Annotated in this window: 17 protein-coding genes; 7 read left to right on the top strand and 10 right to left on the bottom strand. The window is 67.5% G+C overall.

From position 1 onward, the window contains the following. The first annotated feature begins 7 nt into the window (after positions 1-7). The 3 genes from AC1DYK_RS32515 to AC1DYK_RS32505 are packed head-to-tail and all read left to right on the top strand — an operon-like array spanning position 8 to position 5,108. Positions 8-2,758 carry a tannase/feruloyl esterase family alpha/beta hydrolase gene (locus AC1DYK_RS32515; RefSeq protein WP_478170053.1) on the top strand — a complete coding sequence of 917 codons (2,751 nt, stop codon included), beginning with the start codon at positions 8-10 and terminating at the stop codon, positions 2,756-2,758. Continuing rightward, entirely contained in the window at positions 2,758-4,101 is a 1,344-nt protein-coding gene (locus AC1DYK_RS32510; RefSeq protein WP_478170052.1) for an alpha/beta hydrolase family protein, read from the top strand. The genes AC1DYK_RS32515 and AC1DYK_RS32510 overlap by 1 nt, the downstream gene beginning before the upstream one ends. Before the next feature lie 29 nt (positions 4,102-4,130). Beyond that, a complete protein-coding gene (locus AC1DYK_RS32505) occupies positions 4,131-5,108 on the top strand; it encodes a tripartite tricarboxylate transporter substrate-binding protein (RefSeq protein WP_478170051.1) in 978 nt (325 codons plus the stop codon). 76 nt (positions 5,109-5,184) lie between these two features. Here AC1DYK_RS32505 and AC1DYK_RS32500 read toward each other — a convergent pair whose 3' ends face one another. Then, positions 5,185-5,658, bottom strand: a complete 474-nt coding sequence (locus AC1DYK_RS32500) for a GAF domain-containing protein (protein WP_478088280.1) — start codon at positions 5,656-5,658, stop codon at positions 5,185-5,187. Positions 5,659-5,719: 61 nt separating this feature from the next. Beyond that, positions 5,720-5,911: a hypothetical protein gene (locus AC1DYK_RS32495; protein ID WP_478088282.1), complete on the bottom strand. Its 192-nt coding sequence runs from the start codon at positions 5,909-5,911 to the stop codon at positions 5,720-5,722. Between the two features lie 136 nt (positions 5,912-6,047). On the opposite strand from AC1DYK_RS32495, the gene AC1DYK_RS32490 reads away from it, so the two are divergent. Beyond that, on the top strand, positions 6,048-6,626 hold the full coding sequence (locus AC1DYK_RS32490) for a DNA-3-methyladenine glycosylase (protein WP_478170050.1): 579 nt from the start codon (positions 6,048-6,050) through the stop codon (positions 6,624-6,626). Positions 6,627-6,675: 49 nt separating this feature from the next. Here the strand turns inward: AC1DYK_RS32490 and AC1DYK_RS32485 are convergent, their stop codons facing one another. After that, entirely contained in the window at positions 6,676-7,038 is a 363-nt protein-coding gene (locus AC1DYK_RS32485; protein ID WP_478170049.1) for a hypothetical protein, read from the bottom strand. A gap of 103 nt (positions 7,039-7,141) precedes the next feature. Then, a complete protein-coding gene (locus AC1DYK_RS32480; RefSeq protein WP_478170048.1) occupies positions 7,142-8,143 on the bottom strand; it encodes an NAD(P)H-dependent flavin oxidoreductase in 1,002 nt (333 codons plus the stop codon). Positions 8,144-8,477: 334 nt separating this feature from the next. Here AC1DYK_RS32480 and AC1DYK_RS32475 point away from each other — a divergent pair, with 334 nt between their 5' ends. Continuing rightward, a complete protein-coding gene (locus AC1DYK_RS32475; protein ID WP_478170047.1) occupies positions 8,478-9,029 on the top strand; it encodes an OmpA/MotB family protein in 552 nt (183 codons plus the stop codon). A gap of 8 nt (positions 9,030-9,037) precedes the next feature. On the opposite strand, the gene AC1DYK_RS32470 is transcribed toward AC1DYK_RS32475, so the two are convergent. Next, positions 9,038-9,955, bottom strand: coding sequence for a ketopantoate reductase family protein (locus AC1DYK_RS32470; RefSeq protein WP_478170065.1), 918 nt, complete (start codon positions 9,953-9,955; stop codon positions 9,038-9,040). A gap of 221 nt (positions 9,956-10,176) precedes the next feature. Between AC1DYK_RS32470 and AC1DYK_RS32465 the strand changes: the two genes are divergently transcribed. Then, positions 10,177-10,617 (top strand): YciI family protein, encoded by a 441-nt coding sequence (locus AC1DYK_RS32465; protein WP_478170046.1) that lies wholly within the window; start codon positions 10,177-10,179, stop codon positions 10,615-10,617. Between the two features lie 50 nt (positions 10,618-10,667). Here AC1DYK_RS32465 and AC1DYK_RS32460 read toward each other — a convergent pair whose 3' ends face one another. The 5 genes from AC1DYK_RS32460 to AC1DYK_RS32440 are packed head-to-tail and all read right to left on the bottom strand — an operon-like array spanning position 10,668 to position 15,073. After that, a complete protein-coding gene (locus AC1DYK_RS32460; RefSeq protein WP_478170045.1) occupies positions 10,668-11,672 on the bottom strand; it encodes a TRAP transporter substrate-binding protein in 1,005 nt (334 codons plus the stop codon). A gap of 44 nt (positions 11,673-11,716) precedes the next feature. After that, positions 11,717-12,997 (bottom strand): TRAP transporter large permease, encoded by a 1,281-nt coding sequence (locus AC1DYK_RS32455; RefSeq protein ID WP_478170044.1) that lies wholly within the window; start codon positions 12,995-12,997, stop codon positions 11,717-11,719. Further along, positions 12,994-13,554 carry a TRAP transporter small permease gene (locus AC1DYK_RS32450; RefSeq protein ID WP_478170043.1) on the bottom strand — a complete coding sequence of 187 codons (561 nt, stop codon included), beginning with the start codon at positions 13,552-13,554 and terminating at the stop codon, positions 12,994-12,996. The genes AC1DYK_RS32455 and AC1DYK_RS32450 overlap by 4 nt, the downstream gene beginning before the upstream one ends. 43 nt (positions 13,555-13,597) lie before the next feature. Beyond that, on the bottom strand, positions 13,598-14,041 hold the full coding sequence (locus AC1DYK_RS32445) for a type II 3-dehydroquinate dehydratase (protein ID WP_478170042.1): 444 nt from the start codon (positions 14,039-14,041) through the stop codon (positions 13,598-13,600). A gap of 21 nt (positions 14,042-14,062) precedes the next feature. After that, positions 14,063-15,073, bottom strand: a complete 1,011-nt coding sequence (locus tag AC1DYK_RS32440) for a TRAP transporter substrate-binding protein (protein WP_478170041.1) — start codon at positions 15,071-15,073, stop codon at positions 14,063-14,065. A 211-nt stretch (positions 15,074-15,284) separates the two neighbouring features. Between AC1DYK_RS32440 and AC1DYK_RS32435 the strand changes: the two genes are divergently transcribed. Continuing rightward, positions 15,285-16,067, top strand: a complete 783-nt coding sequence (locus tag AC1DYK_RS32435; protein ID WP_478170040.1) for an IclR family transcriptional regulator — start codon at positions 15,285-15,287, stop codon at positions 16,065-16,067. Positions 16,068-16,223: the final 156 nt, after the last annotated feature.

Here is a 16,223-nt window from a genome sequence, read left to right as displayed (position 1 = left end):
CAAGTCCATGCGCACACCGCGCCCTGCCTCGATGATTCGCGCCGACCTTGGAGCCTGCCGCTCGTTCGCCACCGCGATCGGCGCATCCCTGCTTCTGGCGGCCTGCGGCGGCGGTGGAGGCGGCGGCACCGGCTTCTTCCCGGCCGCATCCACGACCCAGCCTGCCGGCAACAGCAACACCCCCTCCGCCGACGACCCGCCCGGCAGCCCGCCGCCCACGCCCGTGCAGCCGGTGGTGTCTTGCGCAGAGCTCAACGGCAAGAACCTGCCGGCCTCGACGATCGGCCTGCCCACGCAGGGCGCGACCGTCACCAGTGCCACCCCCGTGGCCGCGGGCGAGGCCGGCAACCTGCTGGGCGACTACTGCCGCGTGCGGGGCACCATCCAGCCGGTCGACGCGGCCGCCTCGGTCATCAACTTCGCGGTCAACCTGCCCGAGCAATGGAACCGGAAGACCATCCACTTCGGCGGCGGGGGCTTCAACGGCCGGCTGATCGACGGCACCGAGACCCTGCGCTTCGGCCCTGCCGACAAGCCGGCGCCGCTGGCGCTCGGCTACGCCACCTACGGCGACGACTCGGGCCACCAGTCGAGCAGCATCACCGACGGCCGCTTCGCCGCCAACGACGAGGAGCTTGCCAACTACGGCAGCCAGTCGCTCAAGAAGACGCGCGACGTGGCGCAGGCGCTGGTACTCGCGCGCTATGGCCTGCCACCGAAGCACGCCTACTTCCTCGGCACCTCGACCGGTGGCCGCGACGCGCTCAGCTACATCCAGCGCTGGCCGCTCGACTACGACGGCGCGATCGCCAACGAGCCCGCGCTCAACTACACCGGCACCCGGCTGTCGAACGTGGCCGTGGGCCGCGCGCTCTACGGCAACGGCGGCGCGGGCTGGATGAACGTGGCCAAGACGCTGCTGGTGCAGAAGACCGCGATGCAGGCCTGCGACAAGCTCGACGGCGCGGCCGACAGCATCGTGAGCAACGTGGAGAGCTGCCGGCTGCTCAACACGCAGATCCTGGCCTCGCTGCGCTGCAGCGGCGGCGCCGACACGGGCGACTCCTGCCTGTCGGACGCGCAGCTCGCCACCGTCCGCACCATCGAGTCTCCGCTCGATTTCACGACCTACTCGCTCGCCAACGGCGTGAAGCGCGCTGGCGGCTACAACATCCTCGAAGGCGCGCTGGTCGCGGGCCCGTACACCACGCGCGACCTCGGAACGCGCAAGGTGCCGGCCAATCCGGCCACCTCGGCCGACGCCAACATGTACGTCACGGGCGACCAGTGGGTGAAGTACTTCGTCACGCGCAGCGTGGGCTTCGACTCCCTGGCTTTCGATCCGCTGGACCCGGGCAGCTACACGGCGCGCGTGACCGAGGTGTCGAACCTGACCGACGCCACCGACCCGAATCTCGCGCCCTTCCTCGCGCGCGGCGGCAAGCTCATCCTGTTGCACGGCCTGGCCGACGAGGTGATCAGCCCCAATTCGACCATCGACTACTACCAGCAACTCATCGCCACCGTGGGCCGGGACTCGGTCGCGCGGAACGTGCGCTTCTACACCGTGCCCGGCATGGGCCACGGCACTGGCAGCTTCATTCCCAACTGGGATTCGCTGGCGGCGCTCGAGGGCTGGGTCGAGGGCGGCCTGGCACCCGCCACCGGGGTGGCGGTCGATGCCGTGGCTGGCACCTACGGCCGCACGCGCCCTCTGTGCCAGTTCCCGGCCTGGCCCAAGTACCGCGGCAGCGGCAGCCTCGACGCCGCCGTCAACTACAGCTGCGTGACCGAGGTCGGCGACCCGCTGGCCTGCCCGCACCTGCCCGCGACGGCCAGCACCTACAAGGGCGGCAACAGCTTCGGCGAAGAGCTCAGCGTGGCGATCGATCCGTCCACCATGGCCTATGCCGTGACCATCGAGGCGAGCCTCCAGCGAAGCGCCGGCACGCAACGCAGCGGTTCATTGGTGGCGCAAGGGCAGTGCAGCTACGCCAGCAGCGAGGCCGGGGCGCTGTTCACCTTCGCGCCGGGCGGCGTGCTGCTCGGCGGCGTCAACGCGCCCGTGGGCGGCGGCTTCGCACCGCTGCTGGCCTTCCAGACCACTTTCGAGAACGCGGGAACGCCCACTGTGTTCAACCCGGTGGCGAACATCTTCAACGTCGTGGGCGTGCAGCAGGGATCGGGCGCCGCCGCTGCCCAGGCCGCATCGGTCAGACTGCGCAACGCCGGGACCTTCCAGTACTGCCGCGACCCGGTCTCGGGCGGCTTCATGGTCTACGACGCCAACTGCACCCGGACCGAGAAGGGCTACATCACCTACAACACGACGCGCAAGGCCTTCGACCTGTTCGCCACCTCGCCGACGGGCGGCGCCGCCACCAGCGGCGGCACGCTCAGCGGCTCGATGGTGATCGGCCTGGTGAACGGCAGCCCGGTGCCGCTGCACCTGGTGCGCGAGTCGACCGCCAATGCGGGGCTGCGCATGTTCTCGCTGCAGCAAAGCCTGATGGCCGGCTCGGCCGACGGCAGCTATGCGATGGTCAGCGTCCAGGGCGAGAGCCACGAGGCCACGGTGGCTGGCAGCGCCCTGAACCTCGGCGGCGCGGCCGCGGCGCTGAGCCCCGACACACCGGTGCCTGGGGTGGTGCAGGCCGATGCGGGCCGGCCGGGCCATTTCATCTTCAACAGCGGCGTGCTCGGATTCGTGTCCGCAGCGGGAGCGAACGCGGCGCTGGAACTCGGAGTACGCCATTGATGAACAAGCGCCTGCGCCTCGGCGCATTCGCCTTGCTGGCCGCCGCGCCGCTGCTGTCCGCGCACGGCGCGCCTGCCGCGCCCAAGCCGACCGCCTGCCCCGCGCCGGTGCCCAAGGCCGCGCGCTGCTACACCGGCGAGGACGGAGCGGGCGCCTTCTACTGGATCGCGATCCCGAAGGACTGGAACCGGGTGCTCGTGATGCACGCCCACGGCGGCCCCGAGACCGGTCCGCCGACGCTGGAACGCAGCGAGGAAGACCTCAAGCGCTGGGCCGTCACCGTGAAGGCCGGCTACGCCTGGGCGGGGTCGACCTATCGCCGCGGCGGCTACGGCGTGACCATGGCGGCCGAAGACACCGAGCGCCTGCGCCGCATCGTCGTGCGCGAATTCGGCCAGCCGCGCCGCACGCTGCTGCACGGCCAGAGCTACGGCGCGGGCGTCGCGGCAAAAGCCGCCGAGACTTATGCGCGGGTGGGCTCCGCGAAGAGCCCCTACGACGGCCTGCTGCTGACCAACGGCGTGCTCGGCGGCGGCAACAACGCCTACGACTTCCGGCTCGATCTGCGCGTGGTCTATCAACAGGTCTGCGGCAATCATCCGCGCCCCGACGAACCGCAGTACCCGTTGTGGATGGGCCTGCCGATGGACGCCAGGCTCACGCGCGCCGAGCTCGCCGCGCGCGTCAGGGAGTGCACCGGCGTCGGCCTTCCCGCGGCGCAGCGCTCACCCGAGCAGGCGGCGCGGCTCCAGACCATCCTGTCGGTCGTGAAGATCCAGGAACGTTCGCTGGTCGGCCACCTGAACTGGGCGACCTGGCTCTTCCAGGACCTGGTGCAGCAGCGACTGAACGGCCGGAACCCCTTCGGCAACATCGGCGCGGTCTACCAGGGCTCGACCGATGATGCGGCGCTCAATGCCCGCGTCGCGCGCTACGCAGCCGATCCACAGGCCAAGGGCGCGCTGGCGGCAGACAGCCAGCCCACCGGCCGCACCGCGCTGCCGACCGTGGCGCTGCATGCGATCGACGACCCGACGGCCTTCGTCGAACTCGAGAACACCTACCGCCGCATCCGCGACGCCGCCGGCACCGGCGACCTCCTGGTGCAGAGCTTCAGCGCCGAGCGCGAGCACAGCTACCTGAGCGATTCGGAATACCCCGCGCTCTTCGCCGCGCTGCTCGACTGGATCGACAAGGGCGAGAAGCCCACGCCCGAAGGCCTCGCGCAGCGTTGCGCCGCGTTGATGGCGCGCTACGACACCGACGGCCGAAACGGCTGCCACATCAAGCCCGGATGGCAGCCGCCCGCGCTCGAAACCCGGGTGCCTTCCCGCACCCCCTGATTCCTTGTTCCAACCTTGACGGAGACTTGATGAAGAAACTGTTCACCCTCGCGGCAGTCGCCATTGCCGCCACCGGCGCCCACGCGCAGGACTTTCCCGCGGGCAAGCCCGTGACCCTCGTCGTGCCCTTCGCGGCCGGCGGTCCCACCGACCGCGTGGCGCGCGACCTGGCCGAGGCGCTGCGCAAGCCGCTCGGCGGCGGCACGGTGATCATCGACAACGTGCCCGGCGCCGGCAGTTCGATTGGTGCGGCCAAGGTGGCGCGCGCCGCACCCGACGGCTACACGCTGCTGCTGAACCACATCGCGATGGCGACCGTGCCCAGCCTGGTGCGCAACGTTCCGTTCAAGGTTGCGACCGACTTCGAGTACCTGGGGATCGTCAACGACGTGCCGATGACGCTGATTTCCAAGCCCGGCATTCCGGCTGCCAACTACAAGGAACTGGCGACTTGGATCGCGGCCAACAAGGGCAGGATCAATATTGGCAATGCGGGCGTGGGCTCGGCCTCGCACCTGTGCGGATTGCTCTACCAGAGCGCGACCAAGACCGAGATGACCCCGGTGCCCTACAAGGGCACGGCGCCCGCCATCACCGACCTGATCGGCGGCCAGATCGACCTCTTGTGCGACCAGACCACCAACACCACGCCGCAGATCCAGGCCGGCAAGGTGAAGGCGTTCGCGGTGACGACGCCCAGGCGGCTCGAGCTGCCGTTGCTGAAGGACCTGCCCACGCTCGACGAATCGGGGCTGAAGGACTTCCAGGTGACGATCTGGCACGGCCTCTATGCGCCGAAGGGCACGCCGCCGGCGATCACCAAGAAACTCAACGATGCGCTCAGGGTCGCGCTGAAGGACCCGGACTTCATCCACCGCGAGGAACTGCTGGGCGCCGTGGTCGCGACGGACCGCCGCATCGAGCCCGCGGGCCACAGGAAGTTCGTGGCCGACGAAATCGCGAAGTGGACGCCTGTCATCAAGGCGGCGGGGGTGTACGCGGACTGATTCAAGCGTCGCGAAGCCGGAATGGCAGTCGACCGAGATGCTGAGCGGCCGGTCGAGCGATCAGATCGACGGGCGATTACCCATGGGGATCGACGGCAAAGGCAGCAACGATCGGCGCGACCGACTCAAGGAACGCGAAAGCGTCGTCTGACAGCGGAACCGGCGAGAGATCGAAGTGGCAAAGGATCCCCCACAAATGACCACTCGGCGCCACGAGCGCGGTGCCGTGGTAGGAAATCAGATTGAACGGAGTCCCCTCGTACGCGTGGCCTGCGAGCCGCGGGTCATTTGAAGAGTTGTTGGTTCTGAAGGGGGTGCCGGGCCTGATGAATTGGCCGAGGCTCTTGTCGAGCGGCAGCGCGGACAAGAATGCCGGCTGCCTCTTGCCCAGCGCGTCATGCAGACAGACGTTCTTCAGAACGAGGCCAGCGAACCTGTAGACCGCGGTGTAGCGATGGGGCACGCTGTCGTTCAAATAGGCGAGACCACCCGCAAGACCCTGCGTCTTGAGGATCTGCGAGAAATCGTTCAAGACCTGGACCGAGGTCATGCGAGAGGATGCGTTGCCGCCGTTCGGGCGCACGAGCGAAGCGTCGCGGGCGGGCTGCTGCCTATCCGCACTTCGGCGCGCAGACCAGATGGTTCTTGCCAAGGAAGCGGCGCGACGTCAGCGCGGTGCGAAGCACGAATTTCCCGCACTTGAAGCACGACATCATGGATTCGGCTCGCGGCGTTGTGATGAGGGAGCCTGGCGCCTTCTTGACGTAGCGCAGACCATCCTGGGTGAGTTGGGTGTCGGACATGGGCGTCATTTTACCCGGGCACAATTCGATACAAACGACTGTAGGGCATGGCCTGCGTCGCCCTTGGGTACGACGCAGCCCGGGGTAGTCCCGAGCATGCGCGGTCTACGATGGCCGCTCACAGCTTCACGACAGCATGCCGGCCGCCACGACACCCATCGACTTCCGAGCGCCGTCGCACGAGGTTGCGCGCCTGCTGATCGGCGTCACGCTGCTGGTCGATGGCGTCGGAGGCCGCATCGTGGAAACCGAGGCCTACGACCGCGAAGATCCCGCCTCGCATTGCTTCGGCGGCCTCACGCCGCGCAATGCGGCGATGTTCGGGCCGCCCGGGCACGCTTACGTCTATCGCTCCTACGGCATCCACTGGTGCCTCAACTTCGTCTGCCGCGAAGCCGGTCACGGCGCCGGCGTGCTGATCCGCGCCATCGAGCCGACGCACGGGATCGCCCGCATGCGCGAGCGCCGGGGGCTCGACGCGCCCCGGCTGCTGTGCGCCGGACCCGGCCGGGTCGGCCAGGCGCTGGGCATTGATGCCAGCTTCTATGGCAAGGCGCTCGACGCGCCACCCTTCGAGCTGCTGGCGGCGCCCGAAGACCAGCCGCCGTTGCTGATCGCGGTGGGGCCGCGCATCGGCATCTCCAAGGCGATCGCGCAGCCCTGGCGCTTCGGCGCCCTGGGCTCGCGCTACCTCAGCAGGCCGTTCAAGCCCTGACGGCGTGCCTCGCGATCAGCAGGCGTGCGCAGTGCCTTGCGCGAGCTCGTCATCGTTCTGCTCCTGCGACGGGGCCGTCCATGCGCGCCAGCAGCGCGGCCCGCACTTCCTTCTTGAGCACCTTGCCCACCTTGGAGCGCGGCAGTTCGAGCCAGATCTCGCCGTGGCCAGGTCGACCGGTATCTCGAGCGGCTCGTCGCTCGCATCCGCCACCCACGCTTCCAGCGAAGGCGCCCATGCCAGCGCCTGGTCGATGCACACCAGCGTGGTGACCCTGGGCGCCCGGGCGCATCTGTTCGACCAGCGGCGCATAGTGGCTGTGAAAGGGCCTGCTCAGGCACCTGTCGGGAGACACGCAGGCCGTCGCCGCGATGCAGGACGACGTGCGGCGGTCGATCGACCAGTTGTTCATGGGGGCTCGTCGCGTTGCCGCCAGCGTGCCCGTCCGGCGCTCGAAGACGCGCGTGAGCGCAACGTCGGCCAGCTAGCGCTGCACGGCCTCGCCGGGCCTGCCGTCAGGTCGACGATGCCGAGCGGCTGCCGGTTGCCGGCATTCCTGATGCGCGTCCGAGCAGATTCTCGGCCTCGCGCACCATCCGTTCGACGATGTCCGCAGCCGAAGGAACATCGTGGATGAGACCGATGGCCTCGCTGGCAAATACGCAGGTGTTGTCGGTGTCGCCTGCCCTGAATGCCGCCCAGAAGCGTCCTTCTTCACGCTCAAGGGTGGCACGCTCGACGAGCGCGGCCTCGCGCCCATGCCAGTCCATGGCAAAACGCGTCTTGAGCACGCGTGCGGTGAACGGCTTCGGCCAGTCGTAGCGGCGCACGACATCGACGACCGTGGTGCGGACTGTCGAGTCTCCGTCCGCAGCGACCGCTGCCCTCTGGAAGCTCGGTGGAACGAGCGCTTCCGTGCTCGCCCAGAATCTCGAGCCCATCAGCACGCCGTCGGCACCGAGCATCAACGCCGCCGCGAGCCCGCGTCCGTCCGCAACGCCGCCGGCGGCGACGAGCACGGTCTCCGGCGCTGCCTCGGCGAGATAGTCGGCAATCTCCGGAACCAGCGTGAAGGTGGCTCGCTCGATACCGTGGCCGCCCGCCTCCGCGCCCTGGGCCACGACCACGTCGGCCCCGGCGGCGACCGCTTCGCGCGCCATGGCCAGCGTCTGGACCTGGCAGACCAGCGGGACGTCGGCTGCCTTCACTTTTTCTCCGAACGGGGCAATCTCGCCGAATGACAGCATCACGGCGGCGGGGGCATGCGCGAGAACGAGTTCGAGGAGATGAGGCTTGCGCGCGAGCGACCACGAAATGAATCCGCAGCCCACACGCGCAGTCCCGGCGATGGCGAACTCCCGTTCGAGCCACTCGGCATCCCCATAGCCGCCGCCGATCAGGCCCAGCGCGCCGGCATCGGACACCGCGGCTGCGAGCCGGCCGCCTGCCGCGGTGCCCATCGGCGCGCAGAGGATGGGGTGCTCGATGCCGAGCTTTCGTGTCAGTCGTGTTTGCATCGCACCCTCCGCATGGTTAGCGCAAGACGGCCGACGTAGGGGCCGAACACAGTTTAGACCCCGGGGTGCCACGCCAGCGGGCGCTTTTGGCAGATTATCGACAAGCATCGCGTCAGAATTTTCTATACCTCGCCAGCGGCGATCCGCTCGCTGATCCGCGATGGTGAGGCGCCGTTCATCGACCGGCACCACGTACGTGCTCGTCCGTGTGCACTCGGATAGGCAGCGCCCGAGGTCAGTCCTAGCATCGCGCCAGGGTTCAGCGGCTTCTGGACCCTGCCGGCTTCCCGGCTGCGAGGCCCGGTGCACTGTTCAACCACGAGCGAGAAAAATCATGAAATCAACCAAGTTCATCCTGGTCCTGTGTTCCGTCGTGCTGGCCGCAGGGTGCGTCAGCAAGCAGACCTACAACACCGAGGTCCAGAAGGCCAACGCTTATTCGGCCCTCAGCCAGCAGCTTTCGGGCGAACTCAGCGCCGACCAGGCGCAGATCACCCAGTTGCAGAACCAGCTCAAGGTGACGATGGTCAACGAGATCCTGTTCCCCGAAGGCGGCTGGACCCTCGGCGCCAAGGGCGAGCAGACGCTGGCCAAGATCGCGCCGACCCTGTCCAACCTCCCGGGTCAGCAGATCGTGGTCGAAGGCTTCACCGACAACGTGCCGATCGGTCCGGACCTGAAGCGGCGCTTCCCGTCGAACCTCGAGCTTTCCTCGGCGCGGGCGGACGATGTCGTGCGCTTCCTCACTTCGAAGGGCGTGCCGCCGAACTCGATCTCGGCGCAGGGCTTCGGCGAGTCGCGCCCGGTGGCCCCCAACGACACGCCGCAGGGCAGAGCCAAGAACCGCCGGGTCGAGATCGTCATCTCGGCCGCCAGCCGGCCGTAGCCGGCGCTTCAGGCCGGATCGAGGCCGTGCGCCGGTCGCGCGGTTTCGATCAGCTTCACGAGCGTGTGCAGCACGCGATTGGCAGGTGTCCGGACGCCCAGCGTTGCGCCGCGCCGGACCACGTACCCATTGAGGTGATCGATCTCGCTGCGCTTGCCGCGCGCGAGATCCTGCGCCGTCGACGAGTACTGCGCGGGCATGGTGGCGGCCAGTCCGAGCACCACGGCCTCGATGTCGGCGGGCAGCCCGACACCGTCCGCCCGCGCCACCTCGACGCATTCGGCGACCACATCGCGCATCACCTGATCGACGCCTTCGCCCTGCACCAACCGGCCATACGGCAACTGCGCGATGGCCGACAGCGCGTTGTAGGCGCAGTTGAGGATCAGCTTGCCCCACAGCGAGGCGCGCACGTTGGCCGAGATCTCGGTGGGCACACCGGCCGCAATCAACATGCGCGCCACCGCCTCGCTGCGGCTCGTCGGCTCGATGACGAGCTCGCCGCGGCCATGGTGCCGCAGGTGGCCCGGGCCGGCCATCTCGGTGGCGACATAGACCACCGCGGCGGCGACGACGTGGCCGGGAAGCACCGTGCGCAGGCGGTCCGCGTTGTCGACGCCGTTCTGCAGCGCGAGCAGCATCGCATCGGGCGCCAGGTACGGCCGCAGCTGTGCCGCGGCGGATTCGGTGTCGGTCGACTTGACGCAGAACAGCACGGTCTGCGCGCCGCGCACGGCCTCGGCGTCGGTGCTGGCCGAGAGTTGCACGTGCTCGTCGAAGCTGCCTGTCTCGAGCCGAAGGCCGGCGAGCCTGATGGCCTGGACATGCGCCGGCCGGCCGATCAGCACCACCTCATGGCCGGCGCGGGCCAGCATGCCGCCGTAATAGCACCCCACGGCGCCTGCGCCCATCACGGCAATTCGGATTCCCATGTTCTTGCTCCGGTGTTGCGGCATCGCGCGAGCGCGGCCTGCCGCCCGCATCGTACCGTTCGCATCGAGCCGGGGAGGGCGCCTGCGCGGGCACAAATTATTTCAAGGTGGTGTCGATTTCGGCGATCCCGATTCGACGTACTGTCAGAGCCGCCGTCCATCCTGAATCGACTTCAGTGCCGTGCGGCTCGACAACCACTCAAGGAGAAATGATCATGCGTGTCATGGTGATGGTGAAGGCCACGAGCCAGTCGGAGGCCGGAGAGATGCCCAGCACGGAGCTGCTTGCGGCCATGGGCAACTTCAATGAAGAACTCGTCAAGGCGGGCGTGCTGCTCGCGGGCGAAGGCCTGCACCCGAGCGTCCGCGGCAAACGGGTGCGCTTCTCGGGCAGCCAGCGGACCGTGATCGACGGGCCGTTCACGGAGACCAAGGAACTCGTCGCCGGGTTCTGGCTGTGGCAGGTCCAGTCGATGGAGGAGGCCGTCGAATGGGCCAGGCGCTGCCCCAACCCCATGCCGGGCGACTCCGAGATCGAAATCCGCCCGCTGTTCGAGGCCGCCGATTTCGGCGCCGAACTGACACCCGAGCTGCGGGCCCAGGAAGAGCGGTTGCGGGCCGAGGTCGACGGCGCGGCGGCGAACGGGCCACGCTGACGCCCGGCCGCGGCGCCTCTTCCGCGGGCGCCGGGCGCGGCGTCGGCGATCTACTTCCGGGCCTTGGCGATCTCGGCCATGAGTTCGTTCACGGTCGCTTCGCCAACCGACGCGGTGTACTTGTCGATGACCGGCTTCACCTTCTCGCGCAGCTTGGCCATTTCCGCCGGAGGCAGTTCGGTCACCGTCATGCCCGCCTTCTTGAGCGCCTCGAGCGCGCTGTCGGCCGCGCCGCGCGATGCCTGGCGCTGGAAGGTGGTGGCTTCGGTGGCCGAGTCGGCGATGATCTTCTTCTCCTGCTCGCTCATGCCGTCCCAGGTCTTCTTGCTGACGATCAGTGCCTGCGGGTTGTAGATGTGGCGGGTCTGCGTGAGGTATTTCTGAACCTCCGCGAACTTGGACGACAGGATCACCGTGTTGGGATTCTCCTGGCCGTCGACCGCCTTCTGGTCCAGCGCGGAATACAGCTCCGGGAACGGCAATGGCGTGGCATTGGCACCCAGGGCGCTGAAGAGGTCGACGTAGATCGGCGACTGGATCACGCGAATCTTCAGGCCCGAGATGTCGTCCGCCTTGGCGATCGGGCGCTTGCTGTTGGTGAGGTTGCGAAAGCCGAGATCCCAGTAGCCGAGGCCATGCAGGCCCTTTTCCTCCAGCTTGCCGAACAGCTTCTGGCCGAAGGGTCCGTCAGTGACCGCGTCGGCCTCCTGCCCGTTGTTGAAGAGGAAAGGGAAGTCGTAGGCGGCGAATTCCTTGACCTGTGCGCCGAGGATGCCGGCGTTCAGGACGGTGATCTCGACCGTGCCGCCTTGCAGCGCCGACACGGTCTGCAGGTCACCGCCGAGCGTACCGCCGGGGAACAGCTTGACCGTGATCTGCCCGCCCGATTTCGCAGACACCAGGTCGGCGAACTTCTGGGCGCCCTGCGCTTGCGGGTGGCCCGTCTGGTTCTGGTACGCGAACTTCAATGTGCGCTCCTTGATTTGCGCGCCGGCGCTGGCCATTGCCAACATCGCGGCGGCAGCGATCAACGTCTTCCAGATGCGAATCTTCATGTGAGTGTCTCCTGTCGGTTTGAGTGAAGCGGGCGTGACGGGTGTCAGGCGCCGAGCCATCTGGCCGGCCAGATGACCAGCCACGGGAACAGCACCATCACGAACATGATCACGAACTCCGCGATCATGAAAGGCACCACGCCCTTGGTGACGTCGTCCATCGAGATGCGTCCCACCCCGGCGACCACGTTGAGCACGGTTCCCACGGGCGGCGTGACCAGGCCGATGGAGTTGTTGATGATGAAGAGCACGCCGAAGTAGACGGGGTCGATGCCCGCCGCCTTCACGATGGGCATGAGGACCGGCGTCAGGATCAGGATGGTCGGCGTCATGTCCATGGCGGTGCCGACGATCATCACCAGCACCATGATGGCGAGCATCAGCAGGATCTTGCTGCCCATGAAGGGCTCGAGAAGCCCGACGACCTTCGATGGCAGATCGGCCACCGTGATCAGCCACGCGCTGACCATCGCGGCGGCGATGAGGAACATCACGATCGCGCTGGTCTTGGCGGCATTGACGAAGATGGCGTGCAGGTCCTTCCAGCGCAGCTCGCGGTAGATCACCGTCGAGACGAACAGCGCATACACCGCGGCGACCACGGCCGCTTCCGTCGGCGTGAAGACGCCCATGCGCAGACCGACCAGGATGATCACCGGCAGGAACAGCGCCCACAGCGCCTGGCGAAACGCCCGCATGATCTCGACGCCCGACTTGCGCGGCGGCGGAATGATCTTCTCGCTGCGCACCAGCCAGGCCCAGGTCAGCCAGAGGGCTGCACCGATCAGCAGGCCGGGCACGATGGCCGCCAGGAACAACTTGGAGATGGAGACGTTGGCCGCAACGCCGAAGATCACGAGCCCGATGCTCGGCGGAATGACGGGGCCGATGACACCGGTGGCGGCAATCAGCCCGCCGGAGCGCGCCTTGTCGTGCCCGGCGCTGACCATCATGGGCAGCAGCAGGGCGGTCAAGGCGGCAGCATCGGCCACGGCCGAGCCCGACAACGCCGACAGCAGGCACCCGGCCAGGATGGTCACGTAGCCCAGGCCGCCTTTCACATGGCCGACCAGCGCCATGGCGAAATCGACGATGCGTCGCGAGAGTCCGCCGACATTCATGATCTCGCCGGCGAGCATGAAGAAGGGAACCGCCAGCAGCGGGAAGCTGTCGGCGCCGCCGATGACGTTCTGCGCGAGGATCTGCGCATCGAACAGGTCGAGGTGCCACATCAGCGCCACCCCGCTGGCCAGCAGCGAGAACGCGATGGGAATGCCCATGGCCATCGCCAGCAGGAGCGAGCCCACGAAAACGAGGATGGTCATGGCTTGCCTCCGGGGCTCGGGCCGGAGCCGAGAATCTGCTGGAGCTGCAGCGCCTCCTCGGACTCCTGGATCATGACCAGTTCGTCATCGGCCAGCTGTCCGCTCAGGATCCGATAGAGATCCAGCGCGAGGATGGCGGCCGCCAGCACCGAGAACACGATGCCCACGCTGTAGACGATGGCCATCGAGGCGCCCGTCACGGGGGCGGTCACGTCCCAGTTGATGCGGGTCTGGGCCAGGCTGCCCTGGAACAGGAGCCAGACGATGTAGAGCATCACCAGGTGGCCCGCGACGGCGCAGAACTTCTTCCCGGCGGCCGGCAGTTTCTGGACGACCATGTCCATGCCCAGGTGACGGTGCTCCTTCAAGGCCACGAGCGCGCCGAGGAACGTGACCCAGATGAAAAGCCATCGCGAGACTTCCTCCGACACGGTGATGCCCGAGTTGAAGCCGTAGCGCAGCACCACGTTGCCGAACACCAGCACCACCATCACCGCCAGGAAAAGGGCGATGACGGCCTCGATGGCCTTGCAGCTTCGATCGATCCATCGATTCATGATGTTCCGTGTCTTCGTGGTTGATCGGCGGCGCGATGCGGGTTCAGGCCTGCGTCTCGCGCAGGGTCTCGACGAGCGCGCGCAGCGCCGCAAGGTACGAGATCGGTCCCAGCCCCTGGATGGTGGCCTTGACCGCCGGCGAAATGATCGAGTGCGTGCGCCACGTCTCGCGCGTCGCGATGTTGGACATGTGGACTTCCAGCGTCGGGAACGGCATGGCCTTGATCGCGTCATGCAGGGGCACGCCATGCTGCGTCAGGCCTGCGGGGTTGACCAGCGCGCCCTGCGCTTCGTCGATGTTCCGGTGCAGGAAGTCGATCAGGTCGCCTTCGTGGTTCGACTGGAGGATTTCGAGCGTCACGCCCAGCTCGGCCGCGAGCTTTTGCAGCCGGTCGTTGATTTCTGCCAGCGTCGTCGTGCCGTAGATGTGCGGCTCGCGGCGCCCGAAGAGGTTGAGGTTGGGTCCGTGCAGGACGAGGATTTTCATGGCATGCCTTGCGCCTCGGATTCACTTGCGGATGCGGGCAAGTTCGTCGTTGTAGAGCTTGACGATCGCGGGGTCGTAGCTGGCGGCGAAGCGGTCGATGACGGGCTTGGCAATCTGGCGCATGCGCGCCTGCTCGGCCGGGCTCACCTCGTTGAACTGCATGCCCTTGGACTGCAGGTCGCCCACCGATTTCTGCGCCGCGGCCCGGCTCACCTGGCGCTGGTAGCCGCGCGCTTCGTCGGCGGCTTCGCGCATCCACTTCTGCTCGCTGGGCGAGAGCTGGTCCCAGAACTTCTTGCTGACCAGCACGATGTTGGCGGCATACACGTGGTTCGTCGCGCTCAGGAACTTCTGCACCTCGAAGAACTTGTTCGACAGGATCACCGAGAACGGATTCTCCTGGCCATCCACGGCCTTCGATTCCAGCGCGCCATAGAGCTCCGCGAACGGCATCGGCACCGGGTTGGCCTTGAAGGCCTTGAAGGTGTCGAGGAACACCGGGTTCGGAATCACGCGGATCTTCAGGCCCTCGAGGTCATCGGCCCTGGTGACGGGGCGCTTGCTGTTCGTGACGTTGCGAAAACCCAGGTCCCAGTAGCCCAGCGCCACCAGGCCCTTCTCGGGCAACTTGGCGATCAGCGCCTGCCCCATCGGGCCGTCGAGCAATGCGTCGGCCTGGGCGAAGGTGCTGACCGCGAAGGGAAAGTCGACCAGGCCGAATTCCTTGACGATGCCCGCCAGCGACGTGGTGGCAGGCGCCGACATCTGCTGCACGCCGCCTTGCAGCGCGGACTGCTGCTGCAGTTCGTTGCCCAACTGGGACGCGGGGAACTCCTGCACCCGCATCCTGCCGCCGCTCTTGGCGGCCAGCAGTTCGCCGAAGCGCTTGACGCCGAAGCTCACGGGATGGTCGGCGTTGTTCAGGTGGCCGAAGCGGATCACGCGCACCTGGCCATCCTGCGCGAATGCGGGGGCCGCCAGGGCGAGGGAGAGGCCGGCAGCCGCCAGCAGGCGAGGGAGTAGGGTTCTCAAGAAGGGCTCCAGGCGACGTGATTTCGGGGCGCGGCGGACGCTCTTGCAGGCGGTCCGACGCAGGATGCGGCGCGATCTTAGCGATCTGTGGAAAAGTTTTCCATAAGTAGAAACGCTTTCCGGAAAGGCGGTACATTGACGTCTGGCTTCCCGCGCGCCGCGGCTGCAAGCCGGGGCGGCGGGGATTTGGAGGGGCCTTCAGGGCTAGAGAATGAGCGCAATACTGGAACGCAGCTTCAAGCTGATGGAGCACCTCGCCGAGCATCCGGAAGGCCGGCAGTTGTCTGCATTGGCCACCGATCTCGGCATGCCGCTGAGCGCGACGCACCGCCTGCTGGCCGAACTGATCCGCTGCGGCTACGTGCGGCAGGACCAGAGTCACGGCGACTACTCACTGACCATCAAGCTGGTTTCGCTCGGCCTGAGTTTTCTCAGCAACAGCGGCATCGTGGATGTGGCGCAGCCCTTGCTGGATCGACTCGCGGCCGAGTCGGGCGAACTGGTCCGGCTGGCGGTGGTCGACGGCGACGCGCTCACCTTCGTCGCGAAGGCGCAGGGCGCGACGCGCGGCCTGCGCTACGACCCGGACATGGGCCTGTCGGTCAATCTGTCGTGCAGTTCGGCCGGCCATGCGTGGCTGTCGACGATGACGGACGAACAGGCGCTCGAACTCATCGCCAGGCAGGGCTTCGGCAAGCCGGGCGAATTCGGGCCGAAGGCGCCGACGACCGTCAAGGCGGTGCTGGCTTTCGTCCGACAGGCGCGCAAGCGCGGGTTCAGCATGATCAACGAGGTGTTCGCGCCGGCCATGACCGCCATGGCCGCGCCGGTGCGAAGCGGCAACGGCGCCGTGATCGGCGTGATCACGATCGCGGGCCCCCTGGTTCGACTGACGGAAGAGCGCATGCTGGCACTCGGCCCGGCCCTTGTCGCTACCGCGGACGAGGTCGCACACGCGAGCGGCGGATCGGCGATGTTCAAGCGACGCGCCTGAGGCCAGGAGGGCGACGGCCCATGAAAACGCGCTTGGTTCGGCGCAAAAGTAGGTCCAGAATCAAAAAAGCGCTCGCTCCCGCCGCGAGCATGAACCTTGTGCCGAACCATGGCCAACCCGGCAGACCTGGACCCATCGTTCTCCGTCCCCTGCAGG

It is taken from the genome of Variovorax sp. P2_H12, assembly GCF_056403395.1.
Note: the sequence above shows the minus strand (reverse complement) of the source record. Positions and strands in the feature narration are given on the sequence as shown.

Bases quoted from the DNA above. Each gene is read 5' to 3' on its own strand.
- AC1DYK_RS32450 (WP_478170043.1), bottom strand. From the start codon at position 13,554: ATGAATCGATGGATCGATCGAAGCTGCAAGGCCATCGAGGCCGTCATC.
- AC1DYK_RS32490 (WP_478170050.1), top strand. From the start codon at position 6,048: ATGCCGGCCGCCACGACACCCATCGACTTCCGAGCGCCGTCGCACGAG.
- AC1DYK_RS32475 (WP_478170047.1), top strand. From the start codon at position 8,478: ATGAAATCAACCAAGTTCATCCTGGTCCTGTGTTCCGTCGTGCTGGCC.
- AC1DYK_RS32460 (WP_478170045.1), bottom strand. From the start codon at position 11,672: ATGAAGATTCGCATCTGGAAGACGTTGATCGCTGCCGCCGCGATGTTG.
- AC1DYK_RS32435 (WP_478170040.1), top strand. From the start codon at position 15,285: ATGAGCGCAATACTGGAACGCAGCTTCAAGCTGATGGAGCACCTCGCC.
- AC1DYK_RS32485 (WP_478170049.1), bottom strand. From the start codon at position 7,038: ATGAACAACTGGTCGATCGACCGCCGCACGTCGTCCTGCATCGCGGCG.
- AC1DYK_RS32500 (WP_478088280.1), bottom strand. From the start codon at position 5,658: ATGACCTCGGTCCAGGTCTTGAACGATTTCTCGCAGATCCTCAAGACG.
- AC1DYK_RS32495 (WP_478088282.1), bottom strand. From the start codon at position 5,911: ATGTCCGACACCCAACTCACCCAGGATGGTCTGCGCTACGTCAAGAAG.
- AC1DYK_RS32480 (WP_478170048.1), bottom strand. From the start codon at position 8,143: ATGCAAACACGACTGACACGAAAGCTCGGCATCGAGCACCCCATCCTC.
- AC1DYK_RS32510 (WP_478170052.1), top strand. From the start codon at position 2,758: ATGAACAAGCGCCTGCGCCTCGGCGCATTCGCCTTGCTGGCCGCCGCG.
- AC1DYK_RS32465 (WP_478170046.1), top strand. From the start codon at position 10,177: ATGCGTGTCATGGTGATGGTGAAGGCCACGAGCCAGTCGGAGGCCGGA.
- AC1DYK_RS32515 (WP_478170053.1), top strand. From the start codon at position 8: ATGCGCACACCGCGCCCTGCCTCGATGATTCGCGCCGACCTTGGAGCC.
- AC1DYK_RS32445 (WP_478170042.1), bottom strand. From the start codon at position 14,041: ATGAAAATCCTCGTCCTGCACGGACCCAACCTCAACCTCTTCGGGCGC.
- AC1DYK_RS32505 (WP_478170051.1), top strand. From the start codon at position 4,131: ATGAAGAAACTGTTCACCCTCGCGGCAGTCGCCATTGCCGCCACCGGC.
- AC1DYK_RS32455 (WP_478170044.1), bottom strand. From the start codon at position 12,997: ATGACCATCCTCGTTTTCGTGGGCTCGCTCCTGCTGGCGATGGCCATG.